Origin of the sequence: Streptomyces atratus (genome assembly GCF_900119365.1) — a bacterium.
GTDB lineage: Bacteria > Actinomycetota > Actinomycetes > Streptomycetales > Streptomycetaceae > Streptomyces > Streptomyces atratus_B.
Map to the genome: position 1 here is coordinate 212,653 of NZ_FPJO01000006.1, position 11,869 is coordinate 224,521.

Here is an 11,869-nt window from a genome sequence, read left to right on the forward strand (position 1 = left end):
GCTCGAGGTGTTCTGCTGGACGGACTCGGCGCGCCGCAGAGCTGAACAGCCGCCCACGCAAAACGCTCGACTGGGAAACCCCAGCCGAGCGCCTGCACAAACTACTCGCGGCCATCCGTGACTCGGTTTCCTGGCGCCCGCACCACAGTGATCGGAACATGCAGCTGACAACGCGGGCAGGCAGCGACTCCGCGGCCTCAGGCTGGAGTGTCGGCACGTCGTATATGCAGATGGCCGTCTCTGGGGAAAGGCGGCCGAGCCGGAAGGACCTGGTGAAACCCGTATCTGGCCTTCTCCGCAACCCGGCACGAGGCGAGGTTGTCCACCTGATGCAGCAAGTCGAGACGTTTCAGACCTACGCCCGCGAAGACGTCGAAGGCCCAGCTGGTGAGGGCTTCGAGGGCACGAGGGGCCACCCCCTGGCCTCGGGCGTGGGCTGCCGTCCAGTAGCCGACTTCTGCGGATTCGTGGCTGGGACCGGTCCGCTTCATGACCACGTTGCCGGCCAGCCGACCTTCGACTGTGCCGGAGTGACCTTCATGCACGGCGAAGCTCAGCCGTTCTCCGGTCGCCCAGCCACATCTCTGAAGCTCCAGCCACTCCACAGCATCCTCGATGCTCTCTACAGGAGGCCCCGCCCAACGACGCAACGTGGGATCGCGATACGCCTCCACCAGCGGCTCGACGTCGCCATCATTCCAAGGGCGTAAGAAGAGCGCAGAGGCAGACGGCGTCGCGTCCACCTGCAAGGTGACGTTCATCAAGGTCCTCCCCGAACGGTTCCCCTGATCATCTCTCATCCCGTGAGCTGTGATCCGTGCGGTCGCACAATCAACGGAACGCCGACAAGAGGAACCGATCCGCGGAAGACGTGCCACGGGTCGACACAGGGCGAACGAAGAGGTGATCTTCACGGAGCAGTACGCACACCGGGCCGGTGTCGAAGGCACGATCTCCCAAGGCGTTCGGGTCTTCGGCCTACGGCGATGCCGCTATCACGGAAGGACTCGCAGCCGCCCGCGCCTGGGCCAACGTGCACGGCCACCTCCTGCCGCCTGCCACCCCAATCGGCGAACGCGGATACCCCATTGGCACCTGGGCCAAGAATCTCCGATTCGCCGCACGGACCGCGGATCAGATCGCGCAGCGGCAGCAGGCCGGCCTTGCCGTCCCTTCCAGTGCGGGCGTGCTGACCGAGGCGCGGCAGGCGGTGCGACGCCGGGGATCCGGCCGTAGGGGGCTTTGTAGCCGACGGTGCCGGTGAAGGCGGCGGGGATGCGGGTGGAGCCGCCGATGTCGGAGGCGGAGGTGAGCAGTGCGGTGCCGGCCGCGAGGGAGGCGCCCGCGCCGCCGGACGAGCCGCCGGGGGTGAACTCGGGGTTCCACGGATTGCGCGTAACGCCCCACAGGCGGCTGTGGGTGAAGGTGGCGATGGAGAACTCGGGGGTGGCGGTGCGGGCGTGGATGATGCCGCCGGCGTCCAGGATGCGGTCGATCACCGGGGCGTTCTCGGTCGCTGTGCTGCCGACATCGACGAGCGAGCCCTCGGTGAGGGAGCGCCCGGCGAGCCAGTGGGCGGCCGCCGCGAGCAGCGCCGTCACACCGGTCCGGATCGTGGGCTCCGGAACGGGGGCGAAGTACGGGGAGTGGTTGGCGGGGATCGTGTCGGGCAGACCGTCCGTCAGCAGGGTTCCGGGGTCGATGTGCTGGAACAGTGCCGGGTCGGCGCCGCCGAAGTGCCAGAAGACCGAGGGGACACCGAGGGCCGTGCCGAAGGCACCGAAGTCCTCGCTGCCGGTGACTTCGATCTCCTGGCGTCGGTCGTCGCGGCCGACCTGCCCGCCCTCGGCCGCTCGGTCCATGGCCTGATCGGCGGTCTGAAAGGTGTACGGTCCACCCGTACGCGGCCCGGCATCACGCTGTACAGCGAGGGCGGCGACTGGCGGATGCGGGCCATGGAGCCCTCCGGCCACGCGGAGCTCTCCACCCCGCGCGCCTCACGCCCGACCGTGTACAGCGCCCACATGCATCACCGGCCGCCGCCCGGGGACCGGGCTCTCCTGGAAGCCCTCGGCCGCGACGGGCGCCTCGGCTACACCGACCTGGGCGCCGCGACAGGCATGAGCGAACACACCGCCCGACGCCGGCTTCAGCGGATGATCCGGGACAGAGACATCACCTTCCGCTGCGACCTGGCCCACCCCGTCGCCGGGCTCTCGACGGTCGTGCTCTACCGCGCCGCGGTCCCGCACACCCATCTCGAAGGCACGGGCAACGCGCTGGCCCGGATGGAAGAGGTTCGCCTGGCCGTGTCCATCAGTGGTTCCGACAACCTGCTCGTGATGGTCCGGCTGCGCGGCCTGCACGCCATCGACCCCTTCGAAGCGCACCTCGCGGAACGCTTCCCGAATCTGACGGTCAACGACCGCACCGTCTTCCTCCACTCCCGCAAACGCATGGGCCGACTCCTCGACGCCACCGGCCGTGCCATCGGGCACGTCCCCTTCTCCCTGCCACAGGTCTGACCCCGGGATCCCGAGCGTGGGCGCGAGGACGCTGTGTGAGTGATTCCGACAAATCGGTCGGGTCGCAGTGCCCGCGCTGCCGGAGGATCGGTGCGCTGTTTCGCTAGTGTCCTGGGCACCGGGCCTTCGCGGGCGAGCGAACGCGCAGAAGCCCCAGCTCATCGAATCCAGCAGCAAGGGATGATCGTCCATGGCCGTGTGCGAGGTCTGCCACAATGACTACGAGCTGGCGTTCGAGGTGCGTGCCGCAGGCGGGGCGGTCCACGTCTTCGACAGCATCGAGTGCGCCGCCCAGAAGATCGCCCCGACCTGTGTCAACTGCCAGTGCCGCATCCTCGGCCACGGCATGCAGGCCGACGGGCAGTTCTTCTGCTGCGCGCATTGTGCGCGTGTGGCGGGTCTTTCCCAGTCCCAGCTCGTGGATCACGCCTGAACCTCTCGGGTCGCTGGAGCCGACTGCGATGCACCCTTCCTCGGTGGTCGTCCGCTGACCACCGGCTCGTGCATTGACTTCGTGGGCGGCGCGGTAGTCGCGACAATGATCGCGACAACAATTCCTGGCGACATCGAGCGCCTCCCTTGATGTCGCTGTTCAGGCCGACGCGCGCCGCGGCAGTCCGGGAGGCAATTCCCGCGCCCCGCGCGCCATCCCTTGCCCCCACGCCGAAACAGTGAACACGGAAGAGGGGGCGAGTGAACGGCCCAGCCTCCCCCGGCCCGCACAGCACGCTGACGAGCCGCACGGAGCGGGGCCGCTGGATGTGGACGAAGCAGGCATGGGTCTCTACACATCTCGCGTATCCCTCGTACTCCAAAAGGAGCGTGATCAGGATGGCCCGGAGCCGCCGTCTGATCCTGAGCTCGCCGTCCGAAGTCTGGGGCCTGCTGTCCGACAGCCACCGCTACGGGGAGTGGGTGACAGGTACCCAGCAGGTCCTCGCCGCGGACCCGCACTGGCCCGAAGTAGGCGCCCGCCTGAAAGTCCGGGTCGGAGCCGGTCACCTGACCCTCGACGACACCTGCGTCGTCCGCATCTGTGAACCGCAGCACCGCCTCGAACTGGAAGCGAAGGCAGGTCCATTCGGCGCGGCCCGCATCGCCATGAACTTGATCCCCTGGGGCGAGCACACCCTCTTCGTTCTCGACTGGCACCCCCTGCGGGGCCCCGGCACCCGGATGCACGGACTCCCGGTGGATTACGTCGTCGGGGTCCGCAACGGATGGATGCTGACGAAGCTGGCCCGGATCGCGGTGCGCGAGCATGGCGGGAACGCCTGAGGCTCTCCGCACTTCCGGCATGGTTGAGGGCCCGTCCGTACGGACGGGCGGGCAGGCAGTCCGCCGGCGCCGCCACGGCGTCCCGACACATCACCGCACTCCCAGCATGACTGGATTCTGGGGGCCGCGGCGGGACGGCCGGGGAGGCAGTACGCGCAACGGGCGTACTGCCTCCCCGGTGGTGTGTCAGCGGTGTCCGCTGTGGTCGTGCGCGGGGGCGACGGGCTCGGGCTGTTCCTGGGCGGGCAGCGGGGGCGCCGCCTGCCGGGCCAGGTTCTCTCCTTCGATGTCGACGTCGGGGAGGATGCGGTCGATCCAGGCGGGCAGGGACCAAGCGCGCTTGCCGACGAGGGCGAGGGTTGCCGGGACGATCGTCATGCGGACGACGAAGGCGTCGAAGAGGACGGCGATGGCGAGTCCGAAGCCCAGGGCCTTGATCATGGCGTCGTGGGAGCCGACGAAGCCGGCGAAGACGCTGATCATGAAACAGGCTCCGCCCCGGTCCATGCGCGGACGGGGCGGAGCCGCCCGGCGTGAGACGGCCCCCGGCCCGGTCTGGGCCGACGTTGTCTGTGTGTGCCCGACGCGCTGGCCGGCGGGCGCGGCGGCTTCGGCCTCCTCGTGCTGTGCGAGCGCGGCCTTCACGTCCGCACCCGGTCTATGCGAGGTAGTGCCGGACCAGATCGACCAGGCCGTCGATGAGGGGGCCGGGGTCGACGGATGGGTCGAACGCCACCACGGTGCTGCGTGGCCCGGCGACGAAGGTGTTGTCACCGCCGAGGTATGCCGCGCCGTCCTGGCTGCAGTGCTCGCGCAGGAAGCGGTGCTCGCCTGGATGCCGCACGACAGGCGAACGCCGCCACTCCACGTCCGGCCACCTCACCCCGACAGATTTCGCGTATCGGCTGATCACGCCACGTGCGCAGTCACCCGTTCATGAACCCTGGTGTCCATTTCCGGGGATCGCCCTCGTCCAACACCTGACCCCTATACGGACCGCTCCCCTTGTGTGGCCCACACACATCCCCTCCCCGGTCCCCCCTTCCCTAGCGTGTGCGTCGCATCGGCATCGTGGCCAAGGAGGCAGGGACATGCGGTACAGACGGAATGCTGGAAGCCGGTGGCGGCTGCTGCCCGCCCTGCTCCTGGCAGTGGTGGCCGGGCTGCCGGCCACCGGCGGAAGCGCGGCGGCCGCCGAACAACCCGCGTATCTCACCCTTGAGGCGAGCTACGGAGCCGGCACCGTCACCAACGGCTGGGAGCGTGTCGACCGCTATCTCGACACCACCAGCGGCTTCCGCGCCGAGGGCTACCCCTCGGACGGCCGTGGCGACCAGGACGGCAAGCGAGTCACCTACTTCGGCGGCGTCTCCCGCCCGTCCTCGGACCGCTTCCTCCTCTACTCCGCCCCCGGCTGGAACACCGGGTCCCGCACCACGCCCGTCCTCCTCGTCCACGGCGCGAACGACACCGCGGACCGTGCCTGGGCCAACCCGGGCGAGTCGGGCGGCTACGGCTGCGGAGCCCTGTCCTGCCCGTCCACCGGGCTGATGCAGTCCCTGTCCGCGCGCGGCCACCGCGTCTTCGCCGTCGGCTTCGCGCACAAGCAGGGCGACAACCTGATGCAGGCGCAGATCGTCGGCGACGCCATCGCCGTCATCAAGGCGAAGCTGGGCGTGAGCAAGGTCGATCTGGTCGGCTGGAGCAAGGGCCAGATGTCGACCCGCGCGTATGTGTCGTCCGTGAAGCCGAGCTGGGGGCGGGCGTACGCCGGCGACGTACGGAAGCTGATCACGCTCGGTGGTCCGAACGGCGGCTACGACTACCCGTACGCCCACGGCTGGGCCCACGACTTCTCCATCTGGCCCGAGTGCGGAGGAAAGATCAACGCCCCCTCCCCGCACTCCCACATGACCTGCTACGGCCAGTACACCGCGCACCCCGAGTTCTCGATGACGCCCTCCGGCGGATACGACAACTATCCCGGCCAGCGCCAGATGCTGGCACGCTGGGACGGCGCGTACGGAGTCGACGGCGCCGCACAGGACTGGTACACGACCTACTACGGCGGCCAGGGCTTCTACACCGCGGGCAGCGGCATCCAGGCCGCCATCGACGCCGGATCGCTGATCGCACCGCTGCACAGCGCCGGAGTACCCGCCTCCGTCACCACCTATCTGCTGGCCGGCGGATCCCCCGACGTCGTCGGCATCTTCAACGAGAACCGCGGACCCAGCGACGGCGTCGTCTTCATCTCCAGTGCGCTCGACACCACCGGCATCCCCACGGTCGGCGGCAAGGCCACCATCACGACCGCCAACCACCTCGAACTGGGCTGGCACAACGCGGCCACCTCCCAGGTCGCCACCTGGCTCTCCTGAAGGAACCGACATGGCCTCACTCCGCACCCGCCGCGTCTCCACGGGCCGGCTGACCGTCCAGATCCTCGACGTCCGGGACCAGGGCGAACCGGTCGTCTTCGTCCACGGCAACGTCTCCTCCTCCGCCTTCTGGCGCACCGCCCTGCTCACTCTCCCGCAGCGCTACCGCCCCATCGCCGTGGACCTGCGCGGCTTCGGCGGCACGGACCCGCTGCCGGTCGACGCGACGCGCGGACTGCTCGACCACACCGACGATCTCGCCGCGCTGCTCGCCGCCCTCGAAGTCGACCGGGCACATCTGGTGGGCTGGTCCATGGGCGGAGGGGTGGTCATGCAGTACCTGCGGGACCACCCGGCCGCGGTGCGTTCACTGACCCTGGTCAGCCCCGTCTCACCGTACGGCTTCGGCGGTACGCACGGGCCGGACGGCACCCTCAACTCCCCCGACGGGGCCGGCTCGGGCGGCGGCACGGCCAACCCCGAGTTCGTCCAACGGCTCGCCGAGGGCGACCGCGGCGAGGACTCGCCGCTCTCGCCCCGCACCGTCCTGGCGACCTGCTACGTCAAGCCGCCGATGCGCCCCGAGCACGAGGACGAGTACGTCGAGTCCATGCTCACGACACGGACCGGTGACGACCACTACCCGGGCGACAGCGCGCCGTCCTCCGCCTGGCCGGGAATCGCGCCAGGCACCCGAGGAGTGCTCAACTGCCTTGCGCCGACGTACTTCCGCATCGGCGACCTGCACATGATCGATCCCAAACCGCCGGTGTTGTGGGTACGCGGCGAGGACGACGTCATCGTCTCCGACACCTCGATGTTCGACCTGGCACACCTGGGCGCGATCGGCGCGGTGCCGGGCTGGGACGGGACCCCCGCCCAGCCGATGGTGGCGCAGACCCGTCATGTCCTGGACCAGTACGCGGCGGCCGGCGGCTCGGTGAGAGAGGTCGCCGTGCCCGGAGCGGGGCATTCGGTACACCTGGAACGCCCCGAGGAGTTCGGCGCAGCACTGTTGGGGATCCTGTCTGCATAACAGTGTGCACCACGCGTCCGGGCGCCCCGGCATGGGCCCGGATGCTCGCCTCCGCCCGGGCTCACGATCGGCCGGACTGCCCGACGCCGTCAACCACCCGGCCACCGCCCTCCCCCGCCTCCCTCCGGGCTGTGCCCGGGTGGGAGGCCGGTACGCGGAGGTACCGGTGGCCGTTCCTGCGAGTCGGAGTTCTCAGTCGTCGGCGATCTGCAGGGCCAGCGCGAAGTGTTCACCGTTCGTCCCTGCGATCAGGCTGTCGAACAGCGGGGTGAGCCCGTTCACGGCGCCGCAGCCGATGTCGTGGTTGGTCCACCAGCTGGCCTCCGGTCCCAGCAGGGATACCACCCTGCCCGCCGCGCGCTCGGCGGCCTCGGCGGGCAGGTGCCGGTGGCTGGGCCAGACCAGGTCGACGGCCGCGACCCGGGCCAGGAACGAGGCGGCACCATGCGTTTCCACCGGCTCCAGCGCCGCACAGATTTCCGGAACGGACGGCGGGGTGTATCCGGGCAGGAAGCGCCGCCAGGGCTCGTCCGCCGCGACCGCGGCCAGCAGCCCACGGATACGGGCCGCCAGCTCCGGCAAGTCGGGTTCCGGCTCGGTGAACCGCCCGGCCTCCACGTACACCCGCATCGGCGTGGACAGCTCTGCCATGCCCGCTTCCAGCTCCGCCGAGCCCCCCAAAGACGCCACAGCAGGATTCTGCCGTACGCCCCGTCCACTCCTCGACCCGCGCCCCGGCCGACTGGACCGCTCACCGGCCAAGTCGGTTGTCGTCCGCCTTCGAGCCGGCCGGGATCGCGTACCGCGGCGGACTGGCGGGCCGTCGACCGGCCGGTGTCATCTGCCCGGTCCACGCGGTGGCGTATCGCAGGCACACCCCACGTAGCCTCTCTCCCGTGCCATCCTCACGCCTGAATCGCGTCGCCGTACTTGTGCTCGAAGGTGCGAAGCCGCTCGATGTCGGAATTCCCGCGCAGGTTTTCGCGACCCGCGCGAGCATGCCGTACGAGGTACGGGTGTGCGGGCCGGCACCCGGTCTCGTGACCGGCGGCGACGGCCTGTCGTACGGCGTCGCCCACGGCCTCGACGCGCTTGAGTGGGCCGACACCGTCTTCGTCCCCGGCTACCGGTTCCCGGACCGCGACGACCCCCCGCAGGCCGTCCTCGACGCACTGATCGCCGCCCATGCCCGGGGCGCTCGGCTCGCCGCCATCTCGACGGGCGCCTTCGCACTCGCCGCCACGGGCCTGCTCGACGGCAAGCGCGCCACGACGCACTGGCACTACACGCGGGCGCTGATGGCACGGCACCCGCTCGTTCAGGTCGACGAGAACGTCCTGTTCGTCGACGAGGGCAGCGTGCTGACGTCGGCCGGCGCCGCCTCGGGCATCGACCTGTGCCTGCACATCCTGCGCGGCGACCTCGGAGTGGCCGCGTCGAACCACGCGGCCCGGCGCCTCGTCGCGGCCCCCTACCGCAGCGGCGGTCAGGCGCAGTATGTGCCACGCAGCGTGCCCGAACCACTCGGCGAGCGGTTCGCCGCCACCCGCGAGTGGGCGCTCCACCGGCTCGGCGAGCCCCTCACCCTCGAAGCGCTCGCCCGGCACGCGGCGGTGTCGCCACGCACGTTCTCGCGGCGTTTCGCCGAGGACACGGGATACACGCCGATGCAGTGGGTCATGCGCGCCCGCGTCGATCTGGCCCGCGAACTGCTCGAACGTTCGGAGCGGAGCGTCGAGCAGATCGCCACCGATGTCGGTCTCGGCACCGGTGCCAATCTGCGGTTGCACTTCCAGCGGATCCTCGGCACGACACCGAGCGAGTACCGGCGCACCTTCACCCGGGGTGAGTAGCCCGCTGCCACGTGGCGAGATCCTTTTGAACCGTGGCGATCATGCCGCTGTCGCGGGCGGGCGCGGCACGCGAAATTGATGGCGAACGAAGGGACACCATTCATGACTCGCATCGCCATCAACGGATTCGGCCGCATCGGACGGAACGTGTTCCGGGCACTGCTCGAGCGCGACACCGACCTCGATGTCGTCGCCGTCAACGACCTCACGGAGCCCGTCACCCTCGCGCGGCTGCTCTCCTACGACACGACGGCCGGCCGGCTCGGTCGCCCGGTGACCGTCGACGGGGACACCCTCGTCGTGGACGGCCGTCGCATCACGGTGCTCGCCGGGCGCGAACCGGCGCAGCTGCCGTGGGCCGAGCTCGGCGTGGACATCGTGCTCGAGGCGACCGGCCGCTTCACGTCGGCCGAGGCCGCCCGCGGCCACCTCGACGCGGGCGCGAAGAAGGTGCTCGTCAGTGCTCCGTCGGACGGCGCCGACGTCACGCTCGCGTTCGGGGTCAACACGGACGCGTACGACCCGGACGTGCACACCGTCGTCTCGAACGCCTCGTGCACGACCAACGCGCTGGCGCCGCTCGCCGCGGTGCTCGACGACCTCGCCGGCATCGAGCACGGCTTCATGACGACGGTGCACGCCTACACGCAGGAGCAGAACCTGCAGGACGGTCCGCACCGTGACGCCCGCCGGGCCCGTGCCGCCGCCGTCAACATCGTGCCGACCACGACGGGCGCCGCCAAGGCGATCGGCCTCGTGCTGCCGAACCTCGACGGCAAGCTGTCGGGTGACTCGATCCGCGTGCCGGTTCCGGTGGGCTCGATCGTCGAACTCAACACAACTGTCTCCCGAGACGTGACGCGCGACGAGATCCTGGCCGCATACCGCGCCGCAGCGGAGGGGCCGCTCGCCGGCGTACTCGAGTACTCGGACGATCCGCTCGTGTCGTCCGACATCACGGGCAATCCGGCTTCGTCGATCTTCGACTCGGCCCTTACCCGCGTCGACGGGCGCCACGTCAAGGTGGTCGCCTGGTACGACAACGAGTGGGGCTTCTCGAACCGCGTGATCGATACGCTCCAGCTGCTCGCCACCCGCTGACCGGACGTCAGGGCGGCACCCCACCTCCTGTGAGCGCTCCAGTCGGCGCTCAGGACGTGTCCGGGTGCCGCCGACAACTCGGTGGCTCCGAAATCCGCGAGCCATTCGGTACGCGATCTGCCGGCCGGGATCCGCGACGCGCCGGCCACCGACCCCGACGCGAAAGCGGTCAAGTCCATCGCTTCGCACCCGGGCCTCTCCGAAGCACAATTGCGCACCATGGTCGACCGGCACGGAGTCCGTGTCATCGCCAAGGTGGCGGCCAACCCGGACGCGACTCCGGCGCTGCTGGAGGACCTGACCCGGCACGAACCCCCGGTACGGAAAGCGTTCCGCGAGGTCGCCCGGCACCGCAATGCGACGGGTCCGGCACTGCACAACTGCTTGGCGGACAAGCAGGCGCGGCCCCTGGCCGCCCGCCATCCGGCCCTTTGGCCGCGAGTCGTCGCGGAGCTGCTCACCGACACCGACCGGCAGTGGCGGAAGCCGCGGCCGCCAACCCGTCGCTGCCGCTTGCCGTGATGTCGGATCTGGTGCCCCGGCTGTGACTGCTCTGCCCGTCGGCTGAAGCGCTCGGCCCGGCCGGCTGAAGCACTCGGTCACAGCCAGGTGCCGCCGTGTCCCCGCCCCAGGTACGCCCGAGTTCACGAGGGTGCAACGAGCGGATCACTGCTCGTCGTCGAGGCCCTGGACGTCGACAGGCTGTGCTCCGTCGAAGGTCACGAGAATTCCGTAGGGGTCCGCCAGTCGGAACCTGCTCTCGGCGAAGCGGACTGCCCAGGTCTGGTCCGCCCACACCGTTGCTTCGGGAACTGCCAGTGGCAACTCCGGAAGGTCCAGCCAGCTCAGTTCCTCGGCGGTGAGTTCGAAGTGTCGTTCCCGGAGTCGGGTGCGGCAGTACTCCAGGGCTTGTTCGACGAAGACGTCGAAACGGCTCACAACGTCATGAGCGAGTCGGAGGGTGGACTCTTCCGGCGGGGCGGCCGGCTCGATCACCAGGCTTACCCCGGCCGGGTCCGTGCCTGCCGGCCGCGGGAAGCAGCCGGTCCAGCAGGCCAGTGACGGAGGACTCTCCGTCCGCCTCAACGCAAGCCCGGCAACATGCAAGGTTGCGGGCAACCCCGCGTCAGCGCCGGGGTCTTCAACACCCGAGCCGCTCGATGGCGCACCGATTTCGGACATTGGCTCAGCCTAGACCAGGCCCGGTCACGACGATGACCGGCAGAGCGGCTCAGTCAGGCAGTGCGACGGTGAGGTCCACCTCGACCAGCTGCCCTGCGAAACCCAGCTGTGCGACACCCAGGAGCGTGCTGGCGGATGCGAAGGCCGGCCCGAGGGCCGAGCTGGTGAGCCGGCGCCATGCGATGCCCAGGACATCCCTGTCGTCACTCCGTACGTAGATCACCGAACGCACCACGTGCCGCGGCTGGGCATCCACCGCTCCCAGGGCAGCGAGCGCGTTCACGACGACCTGATCGACCTGCAGTTCGACGGAGCCCGGGCCGACGAGTGACCCGTTCCGATCGAGCGGGCACTGGCCCGCCAGGTAGGCCGTCCGGCCGGTCTCCACCACGGTGATGTGGTGGTAGCCGGGCGTTTCGTGCAACTGCTCGGGGTTGATGCGGGTGATCCTCGCTGTCATGCCCGCAAGTCTGGTCGCAATGCCGCCGACGCGCATCACGATTCGCCTCTCCT

At 69.9% G+C, this 11,869-nt stretch carries 13 protein-coding genes and 2 pseudogenes; 8 read left to right on the forward strand and 7 right to left on the reverse strand.

Annotated elements, in window-relative coordinates; translation table 11 throughout:
- Positions 1-197: 197 nt before the first annotated feature.
- Positions 198-761 carry a GNAT family N-acetyltransferase gene (locus BT364_RS13565; RefSeq protein ID WP_072485403.1) on the reverse strand — a complete coding sequence of 188 codons (564 nt, stop codon included), beginning with the start codon at positions 759-761 and terminating at the stop codon, positions 198-200.
- A gap of 234 nt (positions 762-995) precedes the next feature.
- A complete protein-coding gene (locus tag BT364_RS42895) occupies positions 996-1,862 on the reverse strand; it encodes an amidase family protein (protein ID WP_256259748.1) in 867 nt (288 codons plus the stop codon).
- Between the two features lie 93 nt (positions 1,863-1,955).
- Between BT364_RS42895 and BT364_RS13580 the strand changes: the two genes are divergently transcribed.
- The 3 genes from BT364_RS13580 (at position 1,956) to BT364_RS13590 (ending at position 3,803) form a co-directional block, all read left to right on the forward strand.
- Positions 1,956-2,525 (forward strand): Lrp/AsnC family transcriptional regulator, encoded by a 570-nt coding sequence (locus BT364_RS13580; RefSeq protein ID WP_256259749.1) that lies wholly within the window; start codon positions 1,956-1,958, stop codon positions 2,523-2,525.
- Positions 2,526-2,715: 190 nt separating this feature from the next.
- Positions 2,716-2,958, forward strand: coding sequence for a hypothetical protein (locus tag BT364_RS13585; RefSeq protein WP_072485404.1), 243 nt, complete (start codon positions 2,716-2,718; stop codon positions 2,956-2,958).
- Positions 2,959-3,356: 398 nt separating this feature from the next.
- Positions 3,357-3,803 carry an SRPBCC family protein gene (locus BT364_RS13590; RefSeq protein WP_107408227.1) on the forward strand — a complete coding sequence of 149 codons (447 nt, stop codon included), beginning with the start codon at positions 3,357-3,359 and terminating at the stop codon, positions 3,801-3,803.
- 186 nt (positions 3,804-3,989) lie between these two features.
- Here the strand turns inward: BT364_RS13590 and BT364_RS13595 are convergent.
- A pseudogene (locus tag BT364_RS13595) lies at positions 3,990-4,295 on the reverse strand (MMPL family transporter); the annotation flags it as partial.
- Between the two features lie 166 nt (positions 4,296-4,461).
- A complete protein-coding gene (locus BT364_RS13600) occupies positions 4,462-4,671 on the reverse strand; it encodes a hypothetical protein (RefSeq protein WP_072485405.1) in 210 nt (69 codons plus the stop codon).
- Between the two features lie 223 nt (positions 4,672-4,894).
- Here BT364_RS13600 and BT364_RS13605 point away from each other — a divergent pair, with 223 nt between their 5' ends.
- A complete protein-coding gene (locus BT364_RS13605) occupies positions 4,895-6,184 on the forward strand; it encodes an esterase/lipase family protein (protein ID WP_072485406.1) in 1,290 nt (429 codons plus the stop codon).
- Positions 6,185-6,194: 10 nt separating this feature from the next.
- Entirely contained in the window at positions 6,195-7,220 is a 1,026-nt protein-coding gene (locus BT364_RS13610; protein WP_072485407.1) for an alpha/beta fold hydrolase, read from the forward strand.
- Positions 7,221-7,412: 192 nt separating this feature from the next.
- Here the strand turns inward: BT364_RS13610 and BT364_RS13615 are convergent, their stop codons facing one another.
- The gene (locus tag BT364_RS13615) at positions 7,413-7,871 is read right to left on the reverse strand and encodes a hypothetical protein (protein WP_072485408.1); all 459 of its coding nucleotides are present in this window, start codon (positions 7,869-7,871) and stop codon (positions 7,413-7,415) included.
- 245 nt (positions 7,872-8,116) lie between these two features.
- Between BT364_RS13615 and BT364_RS13620 the strand changes: the two genes are divergently transcribed.
- From BT364_RS13620 to BT364_RS13630, 3 genes and pseudogenes are all read left to right on the forward strand, one after another.
- Positions 8,117-9,073: a GlxA family transcriptional regulator gene (locus BT364_RS13620; RefSeq protein ID WP_072485519.1), complete on the forward strand. Its 957-nt coding sequence runs from the start codon at positions 8,117-8,119 to the stop codon at positions 9,071-9,073.
- 102 nt (positions 9,074-9,175) lie between these two features.
- Positions 9,176-10,174 carry a type I glyceraldehyde-3-phosphate dehydrogenase gene (gap, locus tag BT364_RS13625; protein ID WP_072485409.1) on the forward strand — a complete coding sequence of 333 codons (999 nt, stop codon included), beginning with the start codon at positions 9,176-9,178 and terminating at the stop codon, positions 10,172-10,174.
- 111 nt (positions 10,175-10,285) lie between these two features.
- Positions 10,286-10,722, forward strand: a pseudogene (locus tag BT364_RS13630) (hypothetical protein); the annotation flags it as partial.
- 118 nt (positions 10,723-10,840) lie between these two features.
- Here the strand turns inward: BT364_RS13630 and BT364_RS42255 are convergent.
- The gene (locus BT364_RS42255) at positions 10,841-11,113 is read right to left on the reverse strand and encodes a hypothetical protein (protein WP_218172429.1); all 273 of its coding nucleotides are present in this window, start codon (positions 11,111-11,113) and stop codon (positions 10,841-10,843) included.
- A gap of 292 nt (positions 11,114-11,405) precedes the next feature.
- Positions 11,406-11,816: a RidA family protein gene (locus tag BT364_RS13640; RefSeq protein ID WP_107408234.1), complete on the reverse strand. Its 411-nt coding sequence runs from the start codon at positions 11,814-11,816 to the stop codon at positions 11,406-11,408.
- Positions 11,817-11,869 lie beyond the last annotated feature (53 nt).

Excerpts from the sequence above, each read along its gene's own strand:
- BT364_RS13565 (WP_072485403.1), bottom strand. The coding sequence starts at position 761 with ATGAACGTCACCTTGCAGGTGGACGCGACGCCGTCTGCCTCTGCGCTC.
- BT364_RS42895 (WP_256259748.1), bottom strand. The coding sequence starts at position 1,862 with ATGGACCGAGCGGCCGAGGGCGGGCAGGTCGGCCGCGACGACCGACGC.
- BT364_RS13580 (WP_256259749.1), top strand. The coding sequence starts at position 1,956 with ATGGAGCCCTCCGGCCACGCGGAGCTCTCCACCCCGCGCGCCTCACGC.
- BT364_RS13585 (WP_072485404.1), top strand. The coding sequence starts at position 2,716 with ATGGCCGTGTGCGAGGTCTGCCACAATGACTACGAGCTGGCGTTCGAG.
- BT364_RS13590 (WP_107408227.1), top strand. The coding sequence starts at position 3,357 with ATGGCCCGGAGCCGCCGTCTGATCCTGAGCTCGCCGTCCGAAGTCTGG.
- BT364_RS13605 (WP_072485406.1), top strand. The coding sequence starts at position 4,895 with ATGCGGTACAGACGGAATGCTGGAAGCCGGTGGCGGCTGCTGCCCGCC.
- BT364_RS13610 (WP_072485407.1), top strand. The coding sequence starts at position 6,195 with ATGGCCTCACTCCGCACCCGCCGCGTCTCCACGGGCCGGCTGACCGTC.
- BT364_RS13615 (WP_072485408.1), bottom strand. The coding sequence starts at position 7,871 with ATGGCAGAGCTGTCCACGCCGATGCGGGTGTACGTGGAGGCCGGGCGG.
- gap (WP_072485409.1), top strand. The coding sequence starts at position 9,176 with ATGACTCGCATCGCCATCAACGGATTCGGCCGCATCGGACGGAACGTG.
- BT364_RS13640 (WP_107408234.1), bottom strand. The coding sequence starts at position 11,816 with ATGACAGCGAGGATCACCCGCATCAACCCCGAGCAGTTGCACGAAACG.